Here is a 25,805-nt window from a genome sequence, read left to right as displayed (position 1 = left end):
TCCCCGCCCCTGGGAGCTTTGTCATGCGCACAAACCGTCTCACCGCCACCGCTGTCGCCGTCGCCGCGATATCGGTGCTCGCCACCTCGTGTACCGGCCAGACCGAGGCCGGAGGGACCGACGACCCGAAGGCGAAGACCACGATCAACTTCTGGCACGGCTGGAGCTCTCCTGCCGAGGTCAAGGCGGTCAAGGACAACGTCGACCGGTTCATGAAGGCCCACCCGAACATCACGGTGAAGGTCTCCGGCAACATCAACGACGACAAGCTCAACCAGTCGCTGCGCGCGGGCGGTTCGAACGGGCCCGACGTGGTCTCCTCCTTCACCACCTCCAACGTCGGCAAGTTCTGCTCGTCCGGCGCCTTCGCCGACCTGAAGCCGTTCATCGAGAAGTCGAAGCTGGACCTGGAGAAGACGTTCCCGAAGGTCCTCCTCGACTACACCCAGTTCGAGGGCAAGCGCTGCGCCCTGCCGCTGCTCACGGACGCCTACGGTCTCTACTACAACAAGGACGCCTTCGAGAAGGCCGGGATCACCGCGCCGCCGAAGACGATGTCCGAACTGGCTAGCGTGGCCAAGAAGCTGACGGTGGAGAAGGGCGACAGCTACCAGCAGCTCGGCTTCATGCCCACCTTCCACGGCTACGAGACGGTCGCCGACCACTACCTGTCCTCGTGGGACCACACGTACTTCGACGAGAACGGCAAGTCGAACATCGCCAAGGACCCGGCGTTCGCGGAGATGTTCACGTACCAGAAGAAGCTCGTGGAGACCCTCGGCGGCTACGACAAGCTGGAGAAGTACCGCGGCACCTTCGGTGACGAGTGGGGCGCCAAGCACCCGTTCCACACCGGCCAGGTGGCCATGCAGCTGGACGGCGAGTGGCGGCTCGGGATGGCCGAGGACGCCGGGGTCGGCTTCGAGATCGGGGTCGCCCCGATGCCCGTCGCCGACGACGAGGCGGACAGCTACGGCAAGGGCTTCCTCTCCGGCACCATCGTGGGCATCGCCCCGGCCAGCAAGAAGCAGAACGCCGCGTGGGAGCTGGTGAAGTACATGACCAGCGACACCGAGGCGGTCGTCAACTTCGCCAACGGCATCCGTAACGTGCCCTCCACCTTCGAGGCGCTGAAGTCGCCCGGCCTGAAGTTCGACCCGCGCTTCAAGACGTTCCTCGACATCGCCCAGCACCCGAAGTCCAACACCCCCGACGGGGCCGTCAACGGTGCGGCGTACCAGCTGACCCTCCAGGACTTCGGCTACCAGTACGAGAAGGGCGCGGTGAAGGACCTCCAGGCCGGCCTGGAGAAGACCGCGAAGCAGATCGACACCGACATCGCCAAGGCCAAGTAGCCCGACGATGACGACGCACACACTCCGCTCCAAGCGCCGCAGATCGACGCTGCGGAACGCGGCCTTCATGTCGCCGTGGCTGATCGGGTTCTCGGTCTTCTTCGCGTACCCGATGGTCTCGACGGTCTACTTCTCCTTCACGTCGTACGACGGGTTCGGGGCGCCGGTCTTCAACGGGCTGACGAACTGGACGTACGTCTTCCGGGACTATCCGATGTTCTGGCCGTCGCTGTGGAACACGCTCTGGCTGGTGGTCGTCATGGTCACCTGCCGGGTCGTCTTCGGGCTCGGCATCGGCCTGCTGATCACCAGGATCAAGACGGGGACGGGCGTCTTCCGGACCCTGTTCTACCTGCCCTACCTGGCCCCGCCCGTCGCAGCGACACTCGCCTTCGTCTTCCTGCTCAACCCCGGCACCGGGCCGGTCAACGCGATCCTCGGGGAGCTGGGGCTGCCGACGCCCGGCTGGTTCAACGACGCCGCCTGGTCCAAACCGGCCCTCACCATGCTCGCGGTCTGGGGCATCGGGGACCTGATGGTCATCTTCATGGCCTCGCTGCTGGACGTGCCGACCGAACAGTACGAGGCGGCCGAGCTGGACGGCGCCTCCGCCTGGCAGAGGTTCCGCTTCGTGACCCTGCCGAACATCGCGCCGATCGTCCTGTTCGCCGTGGTGACGGGCGTCATCCAGGCGATGCAGTACTACACCCAACCCCTGGTGGCCGGAAAGGTCGCCTCCGGAGTCATCGGCGGCTCCGGCCAGTCCTTCGAACCCGGCTATCCCGACAAGTCGACACTGACGCTCCCCCAGCTCGTCTACAACCTCGGCTTCCAGCGCTTCGACTACGGCGCCGCCTGCGTCGTCGCCCTCATCCTGTTCGCCCTGGCCATGGCCTTCACCGCGCTGCTCATGCGGGGCCGCAACAACCTGATCCAGGCCGGTGACTGAGCCATGACCCAACTACTCGACAAGCCCGCCCCCGCCTCCCCGGCAAAGGCCCCGCACACGCCCGCCGCCCGCACCGCACGCCGCAAGGCGCTGCTGCACTGGATCGCCGTTCACTCGCTCGGGATCGCCGCCGCGCTCTTCTTCGTGCTGCCGTTCGTCTTCGTGGTGCTCACCTCGCTGATGAACGACCAGCAGGCGCTGACCCGCGACCTGACCCCCAACACCTGGGAGTGGGGCAACTACAAGAAGGCCTTCGAGACGCCCGGCTTCCTTATCTGGTGGCGCAACACCCTCTTGTACGCGGGACTCGGCACCGTACTCACCGTCGTGTCGTCGATCCCCGTGGCGTACGCGCTGGCGAAGTTCCGCTTCCGCGGCCGCAAGCTGTCCCTGATGCTCGTCATCTCGATGATGATGCTGCCGCCGCAGGTCGTCATCATCCCCATGTACCTGTTCTGGGCGAAGCAGATGGACCTCTCCGGCACCCTCTGGCCGCTGATCATCCCGATGGCCTTCGGTGACGCGTTCTCCATCTTCCTGCTGCGGCAGTTCCTCCTGACCATCCCGAACGAGTACCTGGACGCGGCCAAGGTGGACGGCTGCGGTGAGTTCCGTACCCTGATGAAGGTCGTCCTGCCGATGGCCAAGCCCGGTATCGCGGCCATCGCCCTCTTCCAGTTCTTCGCCGCCTGGAACGACTACTTCGGACCACAGATCTACGCCTCCGAGAACCCGGCCGCCTGGACGCTCAGTTACGGCCTGGAATCCTTCAAGGGCGCACACCACACCGACTGGAACCTGACCATGGCCGCGACCGTTCTGGTCATGGCCCCCGTGATCGCCGTCTTCTTCTTCGCTCAGAAGGCATTCGTCGAGGGCGTCACACTCACCGGAGTAAAGGGCTGACAATGAAGCTCGCAGTAGTTGGTGGCGGGTCCACCTACACCCCTGAACTGATCGACGGCTTCGCCCGGTTGCGGGACACGCTGCCGGTCGAGGAGCTGGTGCTCGTCGACCCGGCGGCCGACCGGCTCGAACTGGTCGGCGGCCTGGCCCGGCGGATCTTCGCCAAGCAGGACCACGCCGGGAAGATCACCACCACCACCGACCTGGACGCGGGCGTGGCCGGCGCCGACGCCGTCCTCCTCCAGCTCCGCGTCGGCGGACAGGCCGCGCGGAACAAGGACGAGACCTGGCCGCTGGAGTGCGGCTGCATCGGCCAGGAGACCACCGGCGCCGGCGGTCTCGCCAAGGCGCTGCGGACCGTGCCGGTCGTGCTGGACATCGCCGAGCGGGTGCGCCGCACCAACCCGGACGCCTGGATCATCGACTTCACCAACCCGGTCGGCATCGTCACCCGGGCCCTGCTCCAGGCCGGGCACAAGGCGGTCGGCCTGTGCAACGTGGCGATCGGCTTCCAGCGCAAGTTCGCCCGGCTGCTGGACGTGAACCCCTCCGAGGTCCACCTGGACCACGTCGGGCTCAACCACCTCACCTGGGAGCTGGGCGTGCGCCTGGGCGGCCCGGACGGCGAGAACGTGCTGCCGAAGCTGCTGGCCGAGCACGGTGACGCCATAGCGGACGACCTCCACATGCCGCGCCAGATAGTGGACCGGCTCGGCGTCGTCCCCTCGTACTACCTGCGCTACTTCTACGCCCACGACGAGGTCGTGCGGGAGCTCGGCACCAAGCCGTCCCGCGCCGCCGAGGTCGCGGCGATGGAGAAGGAGCTGCTGGCGATGTACGGCGACCCCACGCTGGATACGAAGCCCGAGCTGCTCGCCAAGCGCGGCGGGGCGTTCTACTCGGAGGCGGCCGTGGACCTCGCGGCCTCCCTGCTGGGCGGCGGCGGTTCGCCGGTCCAGGTGGTGAACACGTACAACAACGGGACGCTGCCGTTCCTCCCGGACGACGCGGTCATCGAGGTGCAGGCCCGGGTGGACCACGGCGGTGCGACCCCGCTGGCCGTGCCCGCGCTGGACCCGCTGTACGCCGGTCTCATCGCCAACGTGACGGCGTACGAGGACCTCGCCCTGGAAGCCGCGCTGCGCGGTGGCCGGGACCGGGTCTTCAAGGCACTGCTCGCCCACCCGCTGATCGGGCAGTACGACTACGCCGAGGGGCTCACCGACCGGCTGATCGCGCACAACCGGGAGCACCTCGCGTGGGCGTGAACGTCTCGGTCATCGCCGTCGACGCGGGCAACAGCAAGACCGATGTGGCGTTGATCGGTGCGGACGGCACGATCCTGGCCAAGGCCCGGGGCGCGGGCTTCCAGCCGCCCCTCGTCGGAGTGGAGGCGGCGCTCGACGTGCTGGGCTCGGTCCTGGACCGGGCGGTCGCGGAACTGCCGTCCGCGCCCGGCTCTCCCGGCCACCTCTCCGCGTGCCTGGCCAACGCCGACCTGCCGGTCGAGGAGGCCGAGCTGGCCGAGGCCCTGGAGGCCCGCGGCTGGGCGGCGTCGGTCGAGGTGCGCAACGACACCTTCGCGATCCTGCGCGCGGGGGTGGACGAGCCCCGGGGCGTCGCGGTGGTCTGCGGGGCCGGGATCAACTGCGTGGGCATGGTGCCGGACGGGCGGACCGCCCGCTTCCCCGCGATCGGCCGGATATCCGGCGACTGGGGCGGCGGCGGGGGGCTCGCGGAGGAGGCGCTGTGGTTCGCCGCGCGCGCCGAGGACGGACGCGGTGAGCCGACCGAGCTGGCCCGTACGCTGCCGGCCAACTTCGGGCTGGACTCGATGTACGCGCTGATCGAGGCGCTGCACCGGGGCACGATCCCGCTGGCCAGGCGGCACGAGCTGACGCCGGTGCTGTTCGCCACGGCCGCCGCGGGGGACCCGGTGGCAACCGCGGTGGTGGAGCAGCAGGCCGAGGAGGTGGTGGCGATGGCGTCGGTGGCGCTGACCCGCCTGGGCCTGCTGGAGGAGGCGGCGCCGGTGCTGCTGGGCGGCAGCGTGCTGGCCGCGCGCCATCCGCAGCTGAACGACCGGATCGCCGAACTGCTGTCGGCGCGAGCCCCGAAGGCGGTCGTGCGGGTGGTGTCCGAGCCGCCGGTGCTGGGGGCCGCTCTGCTGGGCCTGGACCGTACGGGGGCGGCGCCCGAGGTCCACCGCCGGCTCCGGGCACAGTACGCCTGAGCCTCCGGCACAACCTGCCGGGGCGTCCCGTCGCGTTCACGCGGCGGGACGCCCCTCGTTCGGGGGAACGCGAGCGGGCCGGGGAACCGATCGGGCGTCCCGCTCGTGTACCTGATGGGGAGTCCGGAAAGCCGGGGGACGGCTGGACGGCCGGGCGGTCGTGGGAAGCCGCCGACGGGGGCCGGTTCGCTTATGGGGATGTTTCGGGGCACGTTGCGCCGATCGCCTTGATCGGCCGCGTTCGCCCTGATCGAATGCGTTGACCGGTGCGGGATCCAGGCGTTCTTCAGGTGAATGTCCGTCCCTGCGGCCATACTTCTGGCCGGGCGCCGGCCCCGATCGGCCGGGGTCCGGGGCACCGTCAGTGACCGAGGGGGAGGTCGAGTGACACAGCTGCCGCAGGGCGGCCCGCAGACGCAGCGCGCGCCGGAGCAGGCGCCCGCGCCCATCGGCCTGCCCGCACAGCGGCCGAGCACCTGGGCGGTGCAGAGCCGGCGGCTGCGCGCCGTGGCGACGACCGAGCCCGGCCGCCTCCAGATCATCGGGGCCGTGCTGGCGCTGCTGGTCCTGGCGTTCGGGGCGGTGACCGCCCTGGAGATCTCGCACCGCTCCTCCGCCGCCGACGACGTGGTGGGGCGCAGCCAGCCGCTCAGCGCGGACGCGGCGAACATCTACCGCTCGCTCGCCGACGCGGACACGATGGCGGCCGGCGGCTTCCTCGCGGGGGCCCAGGAGCCGAAGGCCGTCCAGGACCAGTACCGCAAGGACATCGAGGAAGCGGCACGGCTGCTGGTGAAGGCATCGGCGAACACCGACGCCTCGACCAGCTCCTGGCAGGAGATCACCACCCTCAACGAGCTGCTGCCCGTCTACACCGGCCTGATCGAGCGGGCCCGCGCCAACAACCGGCAGGGGCTGCCGCTGGGCGGCGCCTATCTGCGGTACGCCAACCAGAAGATGACGAACGAGCTGTTGCCCGCCGCCGAGCGGCTGTACGCGGCGGAGACGGGCCGGCTCGACCGGGACTCCGCCGACGCCCGGCAGTGGCCCTTCCTCTCGCTCGCCTCCGGAATCGTGGTGCTGGGCGCGCTGGTGTGGATGCAGCGCCGCAACTACCGCCGCACCAACCGGGTGTTCAACCACGGACTGCTGGTGGCGACGGCCGCCGCCTCGGTGGTGCTGCTCTGGCTGGCGGTGGGGCACACGGTGGCCCGCACCGAGCTGCGGTCCGCGATGACGCACGGCCAGGAGTCGCTCGATGTCCTCAACAACGCGCGGATCAACTCCCTGAAGGCGCGCGCCAACGAGAACCTCACGCTGGTGGCGCGCGGCGCCGTGCTGACCGCCGACGGTTCGGCCGACCAGTACGAGACGGACTACACCACGGGCATGAAGGCCCTCAAGGCGCAGCTGAAGCAGGCCGGACAGCTCGCGGACGACAAGAGCGGCAGCGCCCCGGTGGCCGAGGCCGCCAGGAGCGTCACCGAGTGGCAGGAGCGCCACCGCAAGGCGCGCGCCACGGACGACCGGGGCGACTACGACGGTGCGCTGAAGCAGATCATCGGCGCCGAGGACTCCACGGGGCAGTCCTTCCAGCAGGTGGACACCGCGCTGCGGAAGGCGCTCGCCCATGAGCAGGGCGAGTTCACCTCGGCCGCCGAGGACGGGCGCGGGGCCCTGCGCGGCCTGCCGACAGGAGCCGCCGCGCTGGCGGTGCTGGGAGCGGTCGCCGCGATCCTCGGGGTCAACCGCAGGCTCTCGGAGTACCGGTGAGAGGGGCAGCGATGACCAGGGCGAGAACGGGGACACGGCACCGCCCCGCGCGGGGCGGGCTGCGTGGCTGGGGCGGGGTGACGGGGATGGCGGTGGCGTGCGTGATCACCGCGTCGCTCACCCTGCTGCCGCTCTCCCGGCACGGCGGGCGGACCGCGGAGGCGGACACGGTCGGCGGCGGGACGGCGGCGGCCTTCCCGGCGCGGGCCGAGGCGTGCACCGATCCGGAGGCGAGCCTGCCGCCCTCGGCGGCGGACGGGCCGGGCATCGCGAAGATCAAGGCGCGCGGGAAGCTGGTCGCGGGCGTCGACCAGAACAGCTTCCGCTGGGGGTACCGCAACCCCTACAGCGGTGAGCTGGAAGGGTTCGACATCGACCTCGTGCGGGCGCTGGCCAAGGACATCCTCGGCGACCCGAACGCGGTGATCTTCCGGGCCATCCCGACCAACCAGCGCATCGCCGCCCTGGAGAGGGACCGGGTCGACGTCATCGTGCGGACGATGACCATCAACTGCAAGCGGCTGGAGCAGGTCTCCTTCTCCACCGCCTACTTCCGGACCGGCCAGCAGATCCTGGCCCCCAAGGCCTCCGCCATCACGGGGTACGACGGATCGCTGAAGGGCAAGCGGGTCTGCTCCGGCGAGGGCACCACCGCGTACGAGGCGCTGGAGAAGGAGTCGTACGGGGCGATATTCAAGGACGAGTCCGACGGCACCGAGCGGGACCGGGACCAGCTGACCGTCCCCAACCAGCTGGACTGCCTGGTCCGGCTCCAGCTCGGTGAGGTCGACGCCGTCCTCACGGACAACGCCCTCGGCGCCGGGCAGGCGGCACAGGACCCGGCGGTGGCCCTCAAGGGCGCGGGGCCGTTCACCACCGAGTACTACGGCGTGGCGGCGAAGAAGGGTGCCGACGATCTGGTGGCCCGGGTCAACAAGGTCCTGGTCGACTACCGGGCGGGCGGGGCGGACAGCGCCTGGATGGTGTCGTACCGCAAGTGGCTGGCGGCCGGACTGCCCGGCATCACGGCGCCACCGGCCCCGAAGTACCGCAGCGAGTGACCCCGGCGCGCCGGGGCGCGTACATACCGGAGCAACTGATCCCGTCCGGGCCCACCGGCCCGGCGGCGAGAGCGGAGAGGTGATCGATGGGCGTCGCGGGATCCTTCCCCAGCTTCGCGGGGAGGCCCCCCGGCCCGGTCATGGACCGGGAAGAGGCGGACCGGGCGCTGGCCCGGCTCGGCGCGGAGCACGAGGCCATCGAGACCTCGCTCCTCGCCCTGCAGGACCATGCGGGCCGCCGCCTCCTGGAGGGCGCCGAACTGACCGGGATCACCCGGGACCGCTGGGCCACGACCGAGCAGTCGATCACGCTGCTGTGGGAGTACTTCGACGCCTACGCGGGTGCGCGGGAGGAGGCCAGGGAGATACGGGCCCGCCGCCGCCACCCGAACCGGGAGGACCTGGTCGCCCTGACCGAGCTGCTGCGCGGCGACGCGGTCACCGTGGCCAATCCCGGCGCCCTGCCGCCCTCTTCGGTGACGGGCCCGGCCCGGCTCTCCGAGCGGTTCTCGCTCCAGGAGCTGGTCGCCCGGATGAACGAGCTGTACGCCAGGTCGCTGGACATGGTCGTCGCCTCGGACTCCGTCTGGTCGGCGCTGCCCGCCCGGATCGACCTCCTCGCCGCCGAGCTGCACCGGACCCGTTCGCTGGCCCACTCGGTGGGCGTGCGCCCCGGTGAGCACCCTGCCGGGGACGACCTGGCGGAGATCACCGAGGAGCTCACCACCCTGCGGGTGCAGGTGATCTCCGACCCGCTGGCGTTCTGGCTGCCGGGCCCCGGCAGCGCCGCGCCCGGCGGCGGACGCCCGGACACCTCCCGCTACGACCGGGCGGCCCGCGCCCTGGAGGACGTACGGCGGGAGATCGAGGCGGTGCTCGCGGTGCGGCAGGACGCCGAGGCGCGGCTGATGCGGCTGCGGGACGTGCTCTCGCGGGCCGACCGCACGCTGACCGAGGCCCGGGCGGCGCGCGGCGAAGTGCTGGCCAAGATCGCCGCCTCCGAGGTGCCCGCCGTCAGCGGACCGGCGACCGCCCTCCAGGAGCGGCTGGACATCGCGTCCGAGTACCGCAGGCGCGCCCAGTGGAACCGGCTCTCCCCGCTCCTGGAGTCGCTGGAGCAGGAGGCCGAGGAGGAGCTGCTGCGCGCCCGGGAGTCGCTGACCTCGGTGACGGCCCCGCTGGCGGTCCGCGCCGAGCTGCGCGGCCGGCTCGACGCGTACAAGGCCAAGGTGGCCCGGCACGGTCTGGCGGAGGATCCGCTGCTGATCGAGCGGTACGACGCGGCGCGCCGGATGCTGTGGAGCGCGCCGTGCGATCTGCGGGTGGCCGAGCAGAACGTGCTGCGCTACCAGCAGGCGGCGGCCGAGCTGCTGACACCGCGCCCGCCCGACGGGGCCGACGGCCCCGAGGACCGGCGGGGCGGGTCCGGGCCGGGCGACCAGGGGGAGATTCGATGAGTACGCAGTGCCAGCGCCCGGCGTGCGAGGGCGCCTACGAGGACATGGGCGGCGGTGAGCTGTACTGCGACACCTGCGGTCTGGCCCCGGTCGTCTCGCCGACGGGCATGGTCTCCTCGCCGCCCACGGGGATCGCGGGCGGCGGGCGGGCGAGCAGCCGGGACAGCTCCTCGCAGCGCTCCTCCTCCCGGGCCTCCGCGCGCTCCTCGTCGCGTTCGTCGACCTCGCGGCGCTCGGTGTCGGGGCGGCTGTCACGCTCGCTCTCCGGCTCCTCCACCTCCCGTTCGGTCTCGGTGCGCTCCTCGGGCTCGTCGGTCGCCTCCTCCACCCGGGGGCGGCTCGGCGTCGGTCTGGTGCAGGTACCCGACGTGCCCCGGCCCGACCCGCGTACGGCGGTGATGGAGAACCCGGAGGTGCCCGAGCGCAAGCGGTTCTGCTCCCGCTCGGACTGCGGGGCCCCGGTGGGCCGTTCGCGCGGTGACCGGCCGGGCCGCACCGAGGGGTTCTGTACCAAGTGCGGCCACCCCTACTCCTTCGTGCCGAAGCTGACCGGCGGCGACATCGTGCACGGCCAGTACGAGGTCGTGGGCTGCCTGGCGCACGGCGGGCTCGGCTGGGTCTACCTCGCGGTGGACCGGGCCGTCTCGGACCGCTGGGTGGTCCTCAAGGGCCTGCTGGACACCGGCGACCAGGACGCGATGGCGGCGGCGATCTCCGAGCGCCGCTTCCTCGCCGAGATCGAGCACGCCAACATCGTCCGGATCTACAACTTCGTGGAGCACCTGGACCAGCGGACCGGTTCGCTCGACGGGTACATCGTCATGGAGTACGTCGGCGGCAAGGCGCTCAAGGAGATCGCCAACGAGCGCCGCACCCCGGCCGGGAAGCGCGACCCGCTGCCGGTCGAGCAGGCCTGCGCGTACGGGATCGAGGCGCTGGAGGCGCTGGGTCATCTGCACAGCCGGAATCTGCTCTACTGCGACTTCAAGGTCGACAACGCGATCCAGACCGAGGACCAGCTCAAGCTGATCGACATGGGCGCGGTCCGCCGGATGGACGACGACGAGTCCGCCATCTACGGCACCGTCGGCTACCAGGCCCCCGAGGTCGCCGAGGTCGGCCCGTCGGTCGCCTCCGACCTGTACACGGTGGCGCGGACGCTGGCGGTCCTCACGTTCGACTTCCAGGGATATACGAACGTCTTCGTGGACTCGCTGCCGAACCCCGACAACATCGAGGTCTTCCGCACCTACGAGTCCTTCTACCGGCTGCTGGTCCGGGCCACCGACCCGGACCCGGCCCAGCGGTTCGCCTCCGCCTCCGAGATGGCCGAGCAGCTGACCGGGGTGCTGCGCGAGGTCGTGGCGCTCCAGACGGGGCGGCCGAGGCCGGCGCTGTCGACGCTGTTCGGTACGGAACTGCGGGTGACGGACACGGTGTTGTTCGCCGAGCAGGTGGACGATGTGTCGCGGCTGGGCGCCCGGGCGGCGGCCACGGGGCGCGGTGGCCGCTTCGGGCGGCGCAAGGGCGGTGCGGGCCCGCTGCCTGGCATTCCGGCGCAGGGCGGCGGAGTTGCGGGGCAGGGCGGTGCGGTGCCCGGTGGTGGCGTACCGGGTCAGGGTGGCGGTGTGCCGGTCGCTCCGGGGGCGGTGACGTCGGCGGTGGCCGGTGCGCTTCCGATGGGCGGGCAGCCGTCCGGTCCGGGGGCGGGGGCGGCTCCGCTGACGGCGTCGGCGACCCATGTGCGGGGCGGTCCGCAGAGCGGCGTACCGGGTGGTGCGGAGACCGGTCCTCAGGCCGGTGCGTACGCCGGCTCTCAAGGCGGCGGCCCGGCGGCGGCGTACGCGCCCCCCGCGCAGGCCCCCGTGCCTGCACCCCGCACGGCCTCACCCGCCGCGCGGTCCGGCCCGTACGGCCCCTTCGGGGCGACCGCCGGAGGTGTACGGCTCGCCCTGTTCGACGCGCGGGCCACCGCCCTGGCGCTGCCGGTCCCCCGGGTCGACGCGAACGACCCGAACGCGGGGTTCCTCGCCGGGCTGATGGCCTCCGCACCCGCCGAGCTGATCGCGGCCCTGCAGGCGGTGCCCGCGGCCTCGCTGGAGACCCGGCTGCGGGAGCTGCGGGCCCGGCTGGAGATGCGCGAACTGGACTCCGCCGCAGGGGCGCTGACCGACCTGGAGGGCCGGCACCCGGACGACTGGCGGGTCGTCTGGTACCGGGGCATCACCTCGCTGGTGACCGGCGACCACGAGGTCGCGGCGCTCTCCTTCGACGCGGTGTACGACGCGTTCCCCGGGGAGCCCGCGCCCAAGCTGGCGCTGGGGATCTGCGCGGAGGTGCTGGGCCAGCTGGACAACGCCGCCGAGTACTACCGCCTGGTGTGGGCGACCGATCCGAGCTTCGTGAGCGCCGCGTTCGGCCTGGCCCGGGTGCAGATCGCCGTCGGGGACCGGGCGGGGGCCGCCCACACCCTGGAGTCGGTGCCGGAGGCGTCGATCCACTACACGGCGGCCCGGGTCACGGCCGTCCGCGCCCGGCTGCGGGAGCGGGACCCCGCCGAGCCGCTGCTGGCCGATCTGACGGCCGCCGCCGTCCAGGTGGCGGCGCTGACCGGGTTCGGTCTGGACCCGGTGCGCCGCGAGCAGTTGACGACCGAGGTACTGGGCAAGGCGCTGGACTGGATACTCTCCGGTAGTCCCGGCGCCCCGCCGCCGGGCGGATCGGCGGCCGCACCTCCGGGTACCCGGAAGCTGCTCGACGCCGAACTGGAGGAGCGGGGACTGCGGTTGGGCCTCGAACGCTCGTACCGCATGCTCGCCCGGCTCGCGCAGCGGGGCGACGAGAGGATCGAACTGGTGGAGCGGGCCAACCGTTTCCGCCCCCGGACGTGGGTGTGAAGATGTCAGAGAGCCACCAGCAGCCCGCCCTGGCGAGGTGCCCCGGCTGCGAGGAGCCGCCGGCGTCCGGCGACCTGTTCTGCGGTGCGTGCGGCTACGACCTCTCGGCCGTGCCGGCCCGCCCCGACGACCGGCCGACGATGGCCATCACCGTGCCCCCGGCGGCACCTGCCCTGTCGCCGACGGGCCCGCCCGCGCCTGCCGGACCGCCGTCGGCGGCCCCGCCCGTACCCGACGCGCCCGCGCCCCCCGTGGCGGCGGTCCAGTGGCCCGCCGCATCGGAGACGGACAGCTCCGACGTGCCCGCGCCCGTGCACCGGGCGACGGACCTGCCCGGCACGGACTCGGGCGGCAAGCCGTTGCCGACGACGCCTCCGGTGCGCCACGACGACCGGGCGGCGGCGGTTCCGGCCGCCGCGGAGCCCGCCACCGAGCCCGCCGGATCCCCCTTCGGTCCCGACAGCTCCGACAGTCCCGACAGCTCCGGCGACTTCGCGCTGGCCGCGCCCGATCCCCGTACGGCGGAGCCCACCCCGACGCCCGCCGCCGGCACGAAGGTCTGTGTGGCCTGCCGGTCCGGCCGGGTGGACCCCGACGGGTACTGCGAGAACTGCGGGCACGCCCAGCCCCGCGAGCGCGACCACATGGAGCAGGAGCTCGGCTCGGTGGCCGCCGTCAGCGACCGGGGCCTGCGCCACCACCGTAACGAGGACTCCTTCGCGGTCTCCTCGACCGCGCTGCCGGACGGTTCGCCCGCCGTCGTCGCCATCGTCTGCGACGGCGTCTCCTCGGCGAGCCGGCCCGACGAGGCGTCGGCGGCCGCCGCGGCCGCCGCCAACGAGGCCCTGCTGGAGTCCCTGCCGCGTGGCACGCACCCGCAGCAGGCGATGCACGAGGCGATCGTCGCCGCGTCCGAGGCGGTCAACGTGCTGGCCCAGGATCCGCCCGGGGCGGCCGAGCACGAGGCCCACCGCCATCAGAACGCCCCGGCCTGCACCCTGGTCGGCGCGATCATGGCAGGCGGTCTGCTGGTCGTCGGCTGGGTAGGCGACAGCCGGGTCTACTGGGTTCCGGAGGACCGGACGGGCCCGCCCGCCCGGCTCACCGAGGACGATTCATGGGCCGCGCAGATGGTGGCGGCGGGCCTGATGAACGAGGCCGAGGCTTACGCGGACGAGCGCGCCCACGCCATCACCGGCTGGCTCGGCGCCGACTCCTACGAACTGGAGCCGCACACCGCCTCGTTCAAGCCGGACCGCCCCGGTCTGGTGGTGGTCTGCACGGACGGCCTGTGGAACTACGCGGAATCCGCCGAGGAGATGGCCGCCGCCGTGCCTCCGGAGGCCCACCTGCGCCCGCTGCACGGCGCCCAGGTGCTCGTCGGACACGCGCTCGACGGCGGGGGCCACGACAACGTAACAGTGGCTCTGCTGCCGTTCGCCGTGGAGCAGCAGGGGGCAGGATCGGCCTGCAACACCGTTTGAGCCTCAAGGAGCAGACCAGATGGCCAACTTCTCGAAGTCGAACGTGCCGCAGTTCTCCGTCGACGTGTACCAGAACGAGTTCCTGCCGGAGGGCGGCCGCGAGGTCAACGGGATCGTCACCGTCACCTCGACCGGCGGCGGCACCACCGGCGGCATCCCGCTGCCCGGCGCGGCGGCCGCCCCCGGGTACGGCCCGGGGCAGGCGCCGAGCGCCGCGGTGGTGCTGATGGTGGACTGTTCCGGCTCCATGGACTACCCGCCGACGAAGATGCGCAACGCGCGTGACGCGACGGCGGCGGCCATCGACACCCTGCGCGAGGGCACCCGGTTCTCGGTGGTCGCCGGTACGCATGTGGCCAAGGACGTCTATCCCGGCAACGGGCAGCTCGCGGTCGCCGACGCGCGGACGAAGGCCCAGGCCAAGGAGGCCCTGCGGAAGCTGAGCGCGGGCGGCGGGACCGCGATCGGCACCTGGCTGCGGCTGGCCGACCGGCTGCTGGGCGCCGCCGACGTCGGCATCCGGCACGGCATCCTGCTTACCGACGGCCGCAACGAGCACGAGGCGCCCGAGGACCTGCGGGCCGCGCTGGACTCCTGCGCGGGCCGGTTCACCTGTGACGCCCGGGGCGTCGGCACCGACTGGGAGGTGAAGGAGGTCACCTCCATCGCCTCCGCGCTCCTCGGCACCGCCGACATCGTCGCCGATCCCGCGGGTCTCGCCGCCGACTTCACGCAGATGATGGTGAACGCGATGGGCAAGGAGGTCGCGGACGTGGCGCTGCGGCTCTGGACGCCCGTCGGGGTGGAGATCCGGTTCGTGAAGCAGGTGGCGCCCACGGTCGAGGACCTGACCGGCCGGCGCACCGAGGCGTCCCCGCGCGCCGGGGACTACCCGACCGGCTCCTGGGGCGACGAGTCCCGCGACTACCACGTGTGCGTCCTGGTCCCCGAGGCCGGGATCGGCCAGGAGATGCTGGCGGCCCGGGTCTCGCTGATCCTGCCCGACCCCTCCGGCGCGGGGACTCCGCAGGTCCTCTCCCAAGGGCTCGTCCGGGCGGTGTGGACGGACGACATGGTGGCGTCGACCTCGATCAATCCGCAGGTCGCGCACTACACAGGTCAGGCGGAACTGGCACAAGTCATCCAGCAGGGGCTGGACGCCCGCAAGTCGGGCGACTTCGACGGTGCGACGGCGAAACTGGGCCGTGCGGTGCAATTGGCATCGGCGTCCGGGAACCAGGACACTGCGAAACTGCTTTCGAAGGTGGTCGACGTCGTCGATGCGGCGACAGGTACTGTGCGACTGAAAGCGAAGGTCGCGGAAGCGGACGAGATGACCCTCGAAACGCGCTCGACCAAGACAGTTCGCGTCAAGAAGTAGCAGCATCTGGTGGCCGAACGGTCACGATCGACAGCATGACGGCCCCCGGGGCCGGACGAGGAGAGGGGGAAGCGCCGACATGCCGACCTGCCCGAACGGACACCAGTCGGGTTCCGAGGACTGGTGCGAGGTCTGCGGACACCGCATGACCGGAACGGGCGCCCCCGCCGGCGCCGTCCCCCCGCCCCCTCCGCCGCCCCCCGCGCCCGGCTACGGCTATCCGCCGCCCGCAGGCAACGACGGGGGTCCGCCGACGATGCAGGCGGAGCTCTGCCCGCAGTGCCGCACGCCGCGCGAGGCGAACGCGCCGTACTGCGAGGAGTGCCGCTGGAACTTCCTCACCAACACTGCGACCTCGTACACGCCGCTGGCCCCGCAGCACGGGACGCCCGGCGGCCCGGGTGGCCCCGGCGGGCCTCCGCCCGGTCTCAACCTGCCGCCCGGCTTCCTGTCCCAGCAGGGTCCCGGAGGATCCCAGCAGGGTCCCGGCGGACAAGGTGGCCACGGCGGTCCCGGAGGACTGGGCGGCCAGGGTGGTCCCGGCGGTCCCGGTGGTGGGTCCCAGCAGCACGACCCGTTCGAGTTCCAGGCTTCGCGGCCCTCGCAGATGAACCGTCCCGCCGAGCCGCTCGCTCCGGAGCGGACCGGTCACGGCGGCCAGGACGAGCGCGGTGTCCAGGGCGGTCAGGGCGGCCCTCCGCCGCACGCGTTCCAGCAGGGCCCGCCGCCTCCGCCGGCCTTCCAGCAGCAGGGGCCGCCGCCCTCGCACCAGCAGCAGTCGGCACCGTCACCGTTCGAGCCGCAGCAGTCGGCGCCCTCGCCGTTCGAGCCGCAGCAGTCCTCGCCCTTCCCGCCCCAGCAGCAGCATTCCGCGCCGCCGCAGCAGCAGTCCCCGCACGGTGGCGGTGGCGACGACTGGGTGCTGCCACCGCCGTCCCAGGCGCAGGCACCGCAGCCGCCGCAGGCGTTCCAGCAGCAGGCCCCGTACCAGGGCGGACAGCAGGGGCCGGGCGGGCAGCAGGTCGGACACCCCGACCAGCGTCAGGGGAATCAGGGATACGGCCAGGACCAGGGGTACGGCCAGGCCCCAGGTCAGGGGCAGCCTCAGCAGGCCGCGTCCTGGACCGCCGTCATCGCGCCGGACCGTGAGTACTTCCTGGCGATGATGCAGCGCAGCGGCCCCGAGGCGACCGGGCTGAACCTGCCCGCGTACTCCCCCGAGCAGCGTCTGCCGCTCACCGGGAGCCAGGTCACCATCGGCCGCCGTCGGCACAGCACGGGCGAGTCCCCGGACATCGACCTGTCGGTGCCGCCGGAGGACCCGGGCGTCTCCCACCAGCACGCGGTGCTGGTGCAGCAGCCCGACGGCGGCTGGGCGGTGGTCGACCAGAAGTCCACCAACGGCACCACGCTCAACGGCGCCGAGGACCCGATCCAGCCGTACGTCCCCGTCCCCCTCCAGGACGGCGACCAGGTACACGTCGGGGCCTGGACGACGATCACGATCCGCCGGGACTGAGCCCCGTCCCCCCGACGGGCCGGAGATCACCCGGCCAGGGGCCAGGTGTACGGCCCCTCCGGGTCGTCCAGCCAGGCCCACTGCCGGCCGTCCGCGACCGTGATGCCGTACCTCTCCCGCTGCGGGCGCTCCTCGCGCTCCCAGAGGGAGAGGGCCTCGTGCGGGTCGAGGCTGCCGGCGGTCAGGGTCAGCAGGAACCGGAAGAGCTCGTTCCCGATCGCGCGCCTCGGCACTCCGCCGGAGCGCGTGACGGGTCCGGGCAGCGGTGAGGCCCCGCGCAGGGGCACGAAGTACGCCGGGGTGTGCAGGAAGTGCCCCTCGGCGCGCGGGCCGTGCGCCGTCTCCCGTACCTCCAGCGAGACGAGCCCGGTCGCGACCGGAGCCAGGATGCGCGCGCCGGGCGAGCACTGTTCCGGCCAGGCGGGCGGTACGGAGGGCAGCGTGCAGGTCGCGATGATCCGGTCGTACGGGGCCTGCTGCGGGGAGCCCCGGGCCCCGTCGCCGGTGACGACCGTCGGGCGGTACCCTGCGGCGGCGAGGTGGCTACGGGCCGACTCCGTGATCTCCGGGTCCAGATCGACGCTGGTCACCGCGGGGGCGCCGAGCCGTTGGGAGAGCAGCGCCGCGTTGTAGCCGGGGCCGGTGCCGATCTCCAGGACGGTGTGCCCGTCCCGCACGTCGAGGGCGTCGAGCATCAGGGCCATCAGTGAGGGCTGGCTGGAGGACGAGATGAGCTCGCCGTCCCGCATCCGGGTGGCCAGCGGCTCGTCCCCGTACACCCCGCGCAGCCAGCGCCGGCGCCGTACGGGATCGGGGTCCTCGCCCCAGAGCCGCTCGTAGCCCCGGATGCCGTGCACGTAGTAGTACGGCACGAAGAGGTGACGCGGCACCCCTTCGAAGGCGGCACGCCAGGCGGGATCGGTGAGCCCGCCCAGCGCGACGATGTCCCGCACCAGGGCCTGGTGCGCCGCGTCGGCCTCGGCGTCGGTATCTGCGCCGGTGCCGACTTCGGCGTCCGTAGCGGCCTCGGAAGGGACTTTCCGGTGTGCACCCATGCCTCCACTGTCCTGCGGCGGCGCGGCGGAGGCGACCGGGCGGGGCGGTCCCGGCCATTGGTCCTAGGACCCCTGACCTCGGCCGGTGCGTCTGCGACCATGGACGGGTGACAGAGATTCCGCGCGACACGCTTCAGGAGCAGACCTTTTACGAGCAGGTCGGCGGCGAGGAGACCTTCCGACGCCTGGTCCACCGCTTCTACGAGGGGGTCGCGGGCGACGAGCTGCTGCGGCCGATGTACCCGGAGGAGGATCTGGGCCCGGCCGAGGAGCGCTTCACCCTCTTCCTGATGCAGTACTGGGGCGGCCCGCGTACCTACAGCGACCACCGGGGCCACCCGAGGCTGCGGATGCGGCATGCCCCGTTCCGGGTGGACCGGGCGGCCCATGACGCCTGGCTGGCCCATATGCGGGTCGCGCTGGACGAGCTGGGTCTGGCGCCCGAGCACGAGAAGCAGCTGTGGGACTACCTGACGTACGCGGCGGCCTCGATGGTCAACACGGCCGACTGACGGGCCGGGCGGGCGATCCGCCTGCCGGGCTCAGCGGTGCCCGACGGTCAGGGCCAGTGATCCCAGCCCGCCGACCGGGTCGCGGCGCAGGGCGACCGACCCGAAGGGGGTCCGCAGCCGCAGCCAGCCGCCCGAGGCGAACAGCGAGACGGGGAAGCCGGGGTCGGCGCGCAGGAAGCCGAGGGACTGGGCGGCGTGAACCGCGCGCAGTGGCAGTACGGTGGCGCCGACCGGCCGGGACCAGATCTCCCGGCCGATACGGTCGCGCTCGGCGCGGGTGCGCAGCTCTTCGGGCAGCGCCTCGTCCCGCGTACGGAATTCGGCGACGGCCGCGTCGAGGGAGGCACGCAGGGCGTCCGGCCGGGGCAGGCCGGCCTGTTCACGCCAGGGTCCCCGGGGCGGCAGGACGCCGGTCCAGGGCGGCCCGGTGACGGGGGCGGGCAGCGCACCGCCCCGCTCCCCGGGTCCCTCCCCGGAGATGTCGAGGGACTCCAGCAGCTCGCCCGCCGACACCGTGACATCGAGCGTCTCGGGGCGGGCCAGGCGGGCCGTACGGATCGCGAGGACCTCGAAGGAGGGCGGGCGGCCGAACACGGCCAGTGCGTCGCCGCCGCCCGCCTGCAACCGGACCGCGGCGGCCCGGTCGTAGTGGAGCAGCCGACCGAGGAAGGCGGCGAGATCCGCCGCCTCCCTCGGGTCGGCGAACAGCAGCGACTGCACAGGCAACGTCATGCCGCGGCGGGCTCCTCTGCCAGGTACTTCTGGAGGAAGAGCTTCTCCTCGGCGGAGATCCGCCGGGGCCGCTCCTCTGCCAGGTTGTACGGGACGACGACGGTCGAGGCCCGTACGTAGACCTGGTCGGGGTCCTTGATCTCATAGGCGATCGTCAGCGACGCGGCACCTATCTTCGTGACCCACGACTCGACGGTGACCGGCGCGTGCCGGTGCACCAGCGGCCGTACGTAGTCGATCTCGTGCCGGGCCACGACGGACCCGCCCGAGAACGACGGCGAGCCGTCGCCCGGCGCCAGCCGGAACATGAAGTCGATGCGCGCCTCCTCCAGGTAGCGGAGGAAGACCACGTTGTTGACGTGGCCGAAGGCATCCATGTCCGACCAGCGCAGGGGGCAGCTGTAGATGTGCCGAGCCACGACGATCAGCCTCGCGTGAGCTTCTTGTACGTGGCGCGGTGCGGGCGGGCCGCGTCCGCGCCGAGCCGCTCTACCTTGTTCTTCTCGTACGACTCGAAGTTGCCCTCGAACCAGTACCACTTGGAGTCACCCTCGTAGGCGAGGATGTGCGTGGCGACGCGGTCCAGGAACCAGCGGTCGTGGGAGATGACCACGGCCGCACCGGGGAACTCCAGCAGCGCGTTCTCGAGCGAGGACAGGGTCTCCACGTCGAGGTCGTTGGTGGGCTCGTCGAGGAGCAGCAGGTTGCCGCCCTCCTTGAGCGTCAGCGCCAGGTTGAGGCGGTTGCGCTCACCACCGGAGAGGACACCGGCCGGCTTCTGCTGGTCGGGGCCCTTGAAGCCGAACGCGGAGACGTAGGCGCGGGAGGGCATCTCGACCTGGCCGACGTTGATGTAGTCCAGCTCGTCCGAGACGACGGCCCAAAGGGTCTTCTTCGGGTCGATGTTGGCGCGGGACTGGTCGACGTAGGAGATCTTGACCGTGTCGCCGACCCGGATGGCGCCGCTGTCCGGCGTCTCCAGGCCCTGGATCATCTTGAACAGCGTGGTCTTGCCCGCACCGTTGGGACCGATGATGCCGACGATGCCGTTACGGGGCAGCGTGAAGGACAGGTCGTCGATGAGGACCTTGTCGCCGAAGGCCTTCGAGAGGTTCTCGACCTCGACGACGATGGAACCGAGGCGCGGGCCCGGCGGGATCTGGATCTCCTCGAAGTCCAGCTTCCGCATCTTGTCGGCCTCGGCCGCCATCTCCTCGTACCGGGCGAGACGGGCCTTGGACTTGGTCTGGCGCCCCTTGGCGTTCGACCGCACCCACTCCAGCTCTTCCTTGAGGCGCTTCTGGCGCTTCTCGTCCTTGCGGCCCTCGACCTTGAGGCGGGTGGCCTTGCGCTCCAGGTACGTGGAGTAGTTGCCCTCGTAGGGGATCGCGCGGCCGCGGTCGAGCTCAAGGATCCACTCGGCGACGTTGTTCAGGAAGTACCGGTCGTGGGTGACGGCGACGACGGCACCCGGGTACTTCGAGAGGTGCTGCTCCAGCCAGTTCACCGACTCGGCGTCGAGGTGGTTGGTGGGCTCGTCGAGGAGGAGGAGGTCCGGGGCCTCGATGAGCAGCTTGCAGAGCGCCACGCGGCGCTTCTCGCCACCGGAGAGGTTGACGACCGGCCAGTCGCCGGGCGGGCAGCCCAGGGCGTCCATGGCCTGCTCCAGCTGGGCGTCCAGGTCCCACGCGTTGGCGTGGTCCAGGTCCTCCTGGAGCTTGCCCATCTCGTCCATGAGCGCGTCGGAGTAGTCGGTCGCCATGAGCTCGGCGACCTCGTTGAAGCGCTTGAGCTTGCCCATGATCTCGGCGGCGCCGTCCTGGACGTTCTCCAGGACGCTCTTGCTCTCGTCGAGCTTCGGCTCCTGCATGAGGATGCCGACGCTGTACCCCGGCGACATGTACGCGTCACCGTTGGACGGCTGCTCCAGGCCCGCCATGATCTTCAGCACCGTGGACTTACCGGCACCGTTGGGCCCCACGACACCGATCTTCGCGCCGGGCAGGAAGTTCAAGGTGACGTCATCAAGGATCACCTTGTCGCCGTGCGCCTTGCGCGTCTTGCGCATGGTGTAGATGAACTCAGCCAAGAGAAACCGTCCGGCAGCAATAGAGGTGTGGGCAGATACACCCCATCTTGCCTGACGTCCATCCCTGGGTGGTAACCCGTCTCGTCAGGGGGCCGTGACCTGGGCATTGCTGCTTCGAGCGCGTAGTTGATCTGTCACTAGATGTCGCCTGTGGTCGACCCTGGTCGACCCCGCACGGCCCAGGGACGGCCCAGAAGCTGCCCGAAACTGACTGGCGAGGAGCCGCCTTGGAACTCCTACCTCTGGATCGCCACTGTCGCGCGGCACGCACCGGCCCCGGGGAGGAAGCTCGGCCCGGGAGAGCATGTCAGACCCATCCTCTAGGGTCGCGCCTATGACTGCTAGCGCCCAAGTGATCAACCCCGGAGACGTCCGTACGCGGAAGCAGATTCGCGCAGTGTTCGGAGGGAGCCCGCAAGGAGGCATCTGTCCTTCCGTCGATAGACACAGCGTCAACCTCTACTCCGACCCAGACGTAGGCGAGCGGGTTGGTTACTACGACGGCTGGCTGGCAGAGGAAGACGAGCTTGGGCCCGTCTTCGAGTACACGGGAGCCGGCAAGTCAGGCAATCAGACATTCGAAGGAGACGCCGGCTCGGGGAACAGGGCGATCCTTCAACACGCTCAGCAGGGACGAACCCTCCGCGTCTTCACCCGGGTTGGCAAGGTGCCCGGCAGTGACACGAAGACACACCGCTACTTGGGTTCGTTCACGCTGGATGGCCTGGAGCCCTACGTGTGGAGACGTGCACCCGGCGAGGACGGCCTTGAGCGTGACGTTGTCGTGTTCCGTCTTCGCGCTGAGGGGCCCGTCCAGCACGCCGCAGAGGACATGGTTCCGCCCGCCAAGGAGACTACGGCGAAGTTCGTGCCGTTCCAGGCGGTCACCGCGGCAATGTTCGAGTCCGAGCCGGCAACAAGCGGCGATCTGCCTCTGCCTAAGCAGCGTACAACTAAAACAACCAAGACTAAAAAGCCGGCCCCGAACCCGGAGACCAGCGGCACCTTTGTCGTCCCTGAGACCTTTGGTACCAAATTGAGCCTACGGGCCGCTACGGCCGCCACAGTGGCTGTTCGACATGAAGCTGAATTGACCCAGGCGTACAAAACATTTCTGGAATCCGCCGGACATCAGACCGGCGCTTTCCAGATCAAAGTTAAGGGCCTAACCTCGACGCTCCGCACCGACCTCTATGACGCAACAGAACATGTGCTCTACGAGGCCAAGGGCTCTAACTCACGTGAAGACATCCGCATGGCGCTCGGACAAATCTTGGACTACAGCCGGTACGTCATTTCAGAAAGGCACGAGGGCGAGCCCAAGCGGGTCATCTTGCTGCCGGCCGCCCCAACGCCTGACATGTACAGCCTGCTCGATCGATACGACGTGGGAGTCGTCTACAGATCAGACGACGGCCGCTTCGTAGACGCAACAGCCCCTCGCGGCTGACCAACGGCGAGGGTGCCTCTGCCATCACACCGTGGCCGAGGCACCCAACGCTCGACCACCTAGATGGTCCACACGTGCGCAATGTTTCCCAACGGCGAAATACCAGAATAGGGAACCAAATCGAGCGGGTTCATCCAAGCATCGGAAAAGTGGATGTTCAGGTGAAGGGCCAGTGACATCAAAATATCCTGATCGGGAATAGCGTCAATTTGAATTAGTGATGCGCCTGCCACCGGAGACCTCAGCAGCGCCCCAGTTCGCGGATCACCCCATTGCAGGTGCCCTTTCCCTGTCACCCACACACTGTCGGGCCATTCACTAGGGTTACGCGTCCGACACCAGTTCACGAGATGATTGCCAATCGTCTCCAACTTCAGGCCATCGAACGCAATAATCATGCCGGAGGTTGGGAAGTAGTCATATTCACTCCCATACGCCTTAGCTCGGCGAGAAATCACTCCCGGAATGGGGCGATACGCACTTTTAGGCATACGCCGCAACCTGCGGATCTTTTCACAGGCGTCGACTACCTGCACCCCGTCCAACTTAGTCTTGACTTCGATCATCCCGTATACACATTCATTGGGAATGATCCGAAACCCCTGGAGCGTAGTGAACGGCGGAGTACCACGATCGATAAGGACAATGTCAGATTGAGGGGATACATCACCGTTCGCCGCAATAACTTCCGCATTGTGAACAGCTTCAACATGGGCCGGAAGGTAACCGGAGAGAAACTGCTGAATGAGCAGCTCACGCGAGGTTCCAGCTTCGCCGTTATGGTTGAAGTTTTGGGACTGCTCATAATCAGCCCGCATCTTCACAGCGACCGACTTTAGGATCTTGCCAAGCTTCTCTTGCGTCATGAAAAAGATCCTAATGGATACCGGCCGAGCTCCAGGAAGTAGCGAGAGCCCAGAACGCCTAAATGTGCCCACCACGCCGGCCGCCGAACCCGCCGCCACTGCGGGTAGGGGCGAACTCCCTGCTGCGAGCTGTCTCCTTGGTGGTCACCTAGGCGCCGCGGAGCTGGTGGCGCTCCATGCCCTAGTCGAGAACCGCTGGCGCCGCCGAGCGGGCCACGAGCCCTGGCTCGATCAGTAGCCGAAGAAGTGACGTGCCGGGGTTCCGAGCTGCGGCCGCGCAATCGATCAACGCTGTGACCAGCTGTTGAGCGGTTAGCTGTTGTCAGTGTTGGTCGTCCTTGAGCGCCCTTCCACGGCCCCGGCACGGCCCAGAGCCGATGTCGCCAAACGATCGCTGATCGCTGATCGCGCTCAAGGATTCAAGGAGCTCTGTTATGCGCTGCCGTTGAAGTCGAAGCGGATGTAAGTCATCGGACTAGTCCGAGTCAGGAGCTCTCACCAGCCCAAGCGGACAGCAGTGAGAATGGGCCAGGGCTGGTGAATGAGAGCGCGGTGCGGAATCTTGGAGCGAGGGCCGACTTTGCAACCTCTGTCACAATCGCATCGAGCCCGCTTTCCAGATTAGGCAAACCTTCGATGAATGTCACACTTTCACCATCGAAAGACTCTGTAAAGGGCCTGCGAGTTCTAGAGCTGCCAGCAGATCTCGCTGTGAAATGATCCCGGGCGTCTACGCCGACTTTCTCTGTCGTAATAACTACGGAGATATCTGGCTGGAAGATTCCGATCTTTGCCCCAAACGAATAGGCGTTACCTCGATTGAACTCCTTATCCTTAAGCTCGAAAAGAACGATGCGCCCGTGGATTTCAGTGATGCAGTCGACCTCCTCTCCAGCGTAAATTTGCTCCATTCTGATATTAGAGACAGGGATTCCCAGTTTGATCAAATGCTGAAGTACGAGGATCGACATCCAGCGATTTCCATCAAGCATGGCGCGACCGAAGTCGGTCACAGTAAGAGCTTCCTCCCGCCTCTCGTCTGACAGTGCTCGGCCGCACGCGCACCTAACGCCGGCCTTATCGAGATGGTCAAGCGTCTCAATGGAGGGTAGTAGGTTAATCTGTGCGGATGTTTTGCTGCAGATGACGACGATTTCCGTGTCGATCATGCCGCTTTCACCCAGGAGGGCTACTAGTTCGTCGACTCTTCCGCGCTCAGCTGGGGGAATCTGTTTCGATGCATCGCCTAGCAGCAAGCCTTTCGAGGACTTGATTGCAATGGCGAGCATTCTCACGGACTTTTCAGAAAGTACCTTGGCTGCATTCTCCTCTTCTGGTGTGGGAACTTCTGCTGGGTTGGGCTTTCCCTTGTCGAGTTCTCGAAGTCTGCGGGAGATCGGGCGAATCTCCCGCAGTTCCATATCGGGCCAAACCTCCGACGCGATTCTCTCGAATTCTGCAATATCTGGATCTTCGACGAACGGGACTGCGTAGGTGACGAGAACGGAATCTTCCTCTTCCTCGGTCGTGACCAGTTCCCCGTCCTCATTTCTGCTTCGCTTCATCCGGGTGGCCCGGGAGGTGCCCACTACGATCAATACGCTTCCAAAGGTGAAGATCTCGGCATCCAGAGCGTCGTCATCGGGGCGATAACTTGAGCGCGCATAAGGATCGGAGTCGCTCCCTCTGAATGCATCCTCCGAAATTCCAAAGAGTTCTGCCTGATGCTTGATCAGTGGCCTGATGGTGGGCTTATAGGTCGCAGGAAGCTTTTCGGTCAGAAGCCCGATTGCATCCTCTGGGTGTGTTCCGACCATGGCTCTCTTAGTGATTCCTCGCAGCATCGGAACACGATGTCACGCTCTCGGTCGGCCCGCCATACACTTCGTTGATCTCGTAGTTGCACGATCGCTTCAGGCCTTGCGCTGTGTGCTGATCTCAACCCACCGCTCGCCCCAGCTCCCATCCCGTCCGCCTTCGACCCACACACCGTGGAGCGGTCGTGGTTCAGGGCGTCAAGGTGGAGCGCGCCACTGTACGAACGACCTTGACGCCCTGGGCCGCGACTGCTCGGCTCTGCCTGGGT

At 69.5% G+C, this 25,805-nt stretch carries 21 protein-coding genes; 14 read left to right on the top strand and 7 right to left on the bottom strand.

What is annotated here, in order from left to right; all coding sequences use genetic code 11:
* Positions 1 to 23: 23 nt before the first annotated feature.
* From ACK8N7_RS24715 to ACK8N7_RS24680, 8 genes are all read left to right on the top strand, one after another.
* A complete protein-coding gene (locus tag ACK8N7_RS24715) occupies positions 24 to 1,355 on the top strand; it encodes an ABC transporter substrate-binding protein (RefSeq protein ID WP_500444176.1) in 1,332 nt (443 codons plus the stop codon).
* Between the two features lie 7 nt (positions 1,356 to 1,362).
* The gene (locus ACK8N7_RS24710; RefSeq protein ID WP_403208002.1) at positions 1,363 to 2,304 is read left to right on the top strand and encodes a carbohydrate ABC transporter permease; all 942 of its coding nucleotides are present in this window, start codon (positions 1,363 to 1,365) and stop codon (positions 2,302 to 2,304) included.
* Positions 2,305 to 2,307: 3 nt separating this feature from the next.
* Positions 2,308 to 3,210, top strand: a complete 903-nt coding sequence (locus ACK8N7_RS24705) for a carbohydrate ABC transporter permease (protein ID WP_500444175.1) — start codon at positions 2,308 to 2,310, stop codon at positions 3,208 to 3,210.
* Between the two features lie 2 nt (positions 3,211 to 3,212).
* Complete coding sequence (locus ACK8N7_RS24700; RefSeq protein ID WP_403207998.1) at positions 3,213 to 4,478, top strand: 6-phospho-beta-glucosidase; 1,266 nt, start codon at positions 3,213 to 3,215, stop codon at positions 4,476 to 4,478.
* Positions 4,469 to 5,443: an N-acetylglucosamine kinase gene (locus tag ACK8N7_RS24695; protein WP_500444174.1), complete on the top strand. Its 975-nt coding sequence runs from the start codon at positions 4,469 to 4,471 to the stop codon at positions 5,441 to 5,443. Before ACK8N7_RS24700 ends, ACK8N7_RS24695 begins: the two co-directional genes overlap by 10 nt.
* Before the next feature lie 384 nt (positions 5,444 to 5,827).
* A complete protein-coding gene (locus ACK8N7_RS24690) occupies positions 5,828 to 7,216 on the top strand; it encodes a GlnX family signal transduction membrane protein (protein WP_403207994.1) in 1,389 nt (462 codons plus the stop codon).
* 11 nt (positions 7,217 to 7,227) lie between these two features.
* Positions 7,228 to 8,277: a glutamate ABC transporter substrate-binding protein gene (locus tag ACK8N7_RS24685; RefSeq protein WP_403207992.1), complete on the top strand. Its 1,050-nt coding sequence runs from the start codon at positions 7,228 to 7,230 to the stop codon at positions 8,275 to 8,277.
* Between the two features lie 86 nt (positions 8,278 to 8,363).
* Positions 8,364 to 9,734 carry a hypothetical protein gene (locus tag ACK8N7_RS24680; protein ID WP_403207990.1) on the top strand — a complete coding sequence of 457 codons (1,371 nt, stop codon included), beginning with the start codon at positions 8,364 to 8,366 and terminating at the stop codon, positions 9,732 to 9,734.
* Between the two features lie 34 nt (positions 9,735 to 9,768).
* Here ACK8N7_RS24680 and ACK8N7_RS24675 read toward each other — a convergent pair whose 3' ends face one another.
* Positions 9,769 to 10,062 carry a hypothetical protein gene (locus ACK8N7_RS24675; protein WP_457810820.1) on the bottom strand — a complete coding sequence of 98 codons (294 nt, stop codon included), beginning with the start codon at positions 10,060 to 10,062 and terminating at the stop codon, positions 9,769 to 9,771.
* Between the two features lie 40 nt (positions 10,063 to 10,102).
* Between ACK8N7_RS24675 and ACK8N7_RS24670 the strand changes: the two genes are divergently transcribed.
* The 4 genes from ACK8N7_RS24670 (at position 10,103) to ACK8N7_RS24655 (ending at position 17,015) form a co-directional block, all read left to right on the top strand.
* Positions 10,103 to 12,631: a serine/threonine-protein kinase gene (locus ACK8N7_RS24670; protein WP_500444173.1), complete on the top strand. Its 2,529-nt coding sequence runs from the start codon at positions 10,103 to 10,105 to the stop codon at positions 12,629 to 12,631.
* Between the two features lie 2 nt (positions 12,632 to 12,633).
* The gene (locus ACK8N7_RS24665) at positions 12,634 to 14,115 is read left to right on the top strand and encodes a protein phosphatase 2C domain-containing protein (protein ID WP_500444172.1); all 1,482 of its coding nucleotides are present in this window, start codon (positions 12,634 to 12,636) and stop codon (positions 14,113 to 14,115) included.
* A gap of 19 nt (positions 14,116 to 14,134) precedes the next feature.
* Positions 14,135 to 15,496 (top strand): vWA domain-containing protein, encoded by a 1,362-nt coding sequence (locus ACK8N7_RS24660; RefSeq protein WP_403207984.1) that lies wholly within the window; start codon positions 14,135 to 14,137, stop codon positions 15,494 to 15,496.
* A 79-nt stretch (positions 15,497 to 15,575) separates the two neighbouring features.
* Positions 15,576 to 17,015: an FHA domain-containing protein gene (locus ACK8N7_RS24655; protein WP_403207982.1), complete on the top strand. Its 1,440-nt coding sequence runs from the start codon at positions 15,576 to 15,578 to the stop codon at positions 17,013 to 17,015.
* 26 nt (positions 17,016 to 17,041) lie between these two features.
* Here ACK8N7_RS24655 and ACK8N7_RS24650 read toward each other — a convergent pair whose 3' ends face one another.
* Entirely contained in the window at positions 17,042 to 18,070 is a 1,029-nt protein-coding gene (locus ACK8N7_RS24650) for a methyltransferase domain-containing protein (RefSeq protein ID WP_500444171.1), read from the bottom strand.
* Positions 18,071 to 18,177: 107 nt separating this feature from the next.
* Between ACK8N7_RS24650 and ACK8N7_RS24645 the strand changes: the two genes are divergently transcribed.
* Positions 18,178 to 18,582 (top strand): globin, encoded by a 405-nt coding sequence (locus ACK8N7_RS24645; RefSeq protein ID WP_015608569.1) that lies wholly within the window; start codon positions 18,178 to 18,180, stop codon positions 18,580 to 18,582.
* A 30-nt stretch (positions 18,583 to 18,612) separates the two neighbouring features.
* Here ACK8N7_RS24645 and ACK8N7_RS24640 read toward each other — a convergent pair whose 3' ends face one another.
* From ACK8N7_RS24640 to ettA, 3 genes are read right to left on the bottom strand one after another with little or no spacing between them, the layout of a single operon-like run.
* On the bottom strand, positions 18,613 to 19,314 hold the full coding sequence (locus tag ACK8N7_RS24640; RefSeq protein ID WP_500444170.1) for a DUF8010 domain-containing protein: 702 nt from the start codon (positions 19,312 to 19,314) through the stop codon (positions 18,613 to 18,615).
* Positions 19,311 to 19,733 carry an acyl-CoA thioesterase gene (locus ACK8N7_RS24635; RefSeq protein ID WP_403207976.1) on the bottom strand — a complete coding sequence of 141 codons (423 nt, stop codon included), beginning with the start codon at positions 19,731 to 19,733 and terminating at the stop codon, positions 19,311 to 19,313. The genes ACK8N7_RS24640 and ACK8N7_RS24635 overlap by 4 nt, the downstream gene beginning before the upstream one ends.
* Before the next feature lie 5 nt (positions 19,734 to 19,738).
* Complete coding sequence (ettA, locus tag ACK8N7_RS24630; protein ID WP_015608572.1) at positions 19,739 to 21,403, bottom strand: energy-dependent translational throttle protein EttA; 1,665 nt, start codon at positions 21,401 to 21,403, stop codon at positions 19,739 to 19,741.
* 334 nt (positions 21,404 to 21,737) lie between these two features.
* Here ettA and ACK8N7_RS24625 point away from each other — a divergent pair, with 334 nt between their 5' ends.
* Positions 21,738 to 22,853 carry an SRA domain-containing endonuclease gene (locus ACK8N7_RS24625; protein ID WP_500444169.1) on the top strand — a complete coding sequence of 372 codons (1,116 nt, stop codon included), beginning with the start codon at positions 21,738 to 21,740 and terminating at the stop codon, positions 22,851 to 22,853.
* Between the two features lie 59 nt (positions 22,854 to 22,912).
* Here the strand turns inward: ACK8N7_RS24625 and ACK8N7_RS24620 are convergent, their stop codons facing one another.
* Both ACK8N7_RS24620 and ACK8N7_RS24615 read right to left on the bottom strand, forming a co-directional pair.
* Entirely contained in the window at positions 22,913 to 23,719 is an 807-nt protein-coding gene (locus tag ACK8N7_RS24620) for a DUF6602 domain-containing protein (protein ID WP_500444168.1), read from the bottom strand.
* Between the two features lie 485 nt (positions 23,720 to 24,204).
* Positions 24,205 to 25,563, bottom strand: a complete 1,359-nt coding sequence (locus ACK8N7_RS24615; RefSeq protein WP_500444167.1) for a hypothetical protein — start codon at positions 25,561 to 25,563, stop codon at positions 24,205 to 24,207.
* Between the last annotated feature and the right edge of the window lie 242 nt (positions 25,564 to 25,805).

The organism is Streptomyces griseobrunneus (assembly GCF_046713465.1).
Lineage (GTDB): Bacteria > Actinomycetota > Actinomycetes > Streptomycetales > Streptomycetaceae > Streptomyces > Streptomyces microflavus.
This window is presented reverse-complemented; position numbering and strand designations above follow the sequence as displayed.

Excerpts from the sequence above, each read along its gene's own strand:
- ACK8N7_RS24655 (WP_403207982.1), top strand. The coding sequence starts at position 15,576 with ATGCCGACCTGCCCGAACGGACACCAGTCGGGTTCCGAGGACTGGTGC.
- ACK8N7_RS24620 (WP_500444168.1), bottom strand. The coding sequence starts at position 23,719 with ATGACGCAAGAGAAGCTTGGCAAGATCCTAAAGTCGGTCGCTGTGAAG.
- ACK8N7_RS24715 (WP_500444176.1), top strand. The coding sequence starts at position 24 with ATGCGCACAAACCGTCTCACCGCCACCGCTGTCGCCGTCGCCGCGATA.
- ACK8N7_RS24650 (WP_500444171.1), bottom strand. The coding sequence starts at position 18,070 with ATGGGTGCACACCGGAAAGTCCCTTCCGAGGCCGCTACGGACGCCGAA.
- ACK8N7_RS24710 (WP_403208002.1), top strand. The coding sequence starts at position 1,363 with ATGACGACGCACACACTCCGCTCCAAGCGCCGCAGATCGACGCTGCGG.
- ACK8N7_RS24700 (WP_403207998.1), top strand. The coding sequence starts at position 3,213 with ATGAAGCTCGCAGTAGTTGGTGGCGGGTCCACCTACACCCCTGAACTG.
- ACK8N7_RS24615 (WP_500444167.1), bottom strand. The coding sequence starts at position 25,563 with ATGCTGCGAGGAATCACTAAGAGAGCCATGGTCGGAACACACCCAGAG.
- ACK8N7_RS24640 (WP_500444170.1), bottom strand. The coding sequence starts at position 19,314 with ATGACGTTGCCTGTGCAGTCGCTGCTGTTCGCCGACCCGAGGGAGGCG.
- ACK8N7_RS24685 (WP_403207992.1), top strand. The coding sequence starts at position 7,228 with ATGACCAGGGCGAGAACGGGGACACGGCACCGCCCCGCGCGGGGCGGG.
- ACK8N7_RS24665 (WP_500444172.1), top strand. The coding sequence starts at position 12,634 with ATGTCAGAGAGCCACCAGCAGCCCGCCCTGGCGAGGTGCCCCGGCTGC.
- ACK8N7_RS24680 (WP_403207990.1), top strand. The coding sequence starts at position 8,364 with ATGGGCGTCGCGGGATCCTTCCCCAGCTTCGCGGGGAGGCCCCCCGGC.
- ACK8N7_RS24660 (WP_403207984.1), top strand. The coding sequence starts at position 14,135 with ATGGCCAACTTCTCGAAGTCGAACGTGCCGCAGTTCTCCGTCGACGTG.
- ACK8N7_RS24705 (WP_500444175.1), top strand. The coding sequence starts at position 2,308 with ATGACCCAACTACTCGACAAGCCCGCCCCCGCCTCCCCGGCAAAGGCC.
- ACK8N7_RS24625 (WP_500444169.1), top strand. The coding sequence starts at position 21,738 with ATGACTGCTAGCGCCCAAGTGATCAACCCCGGAGACGTCCGTACGCGG.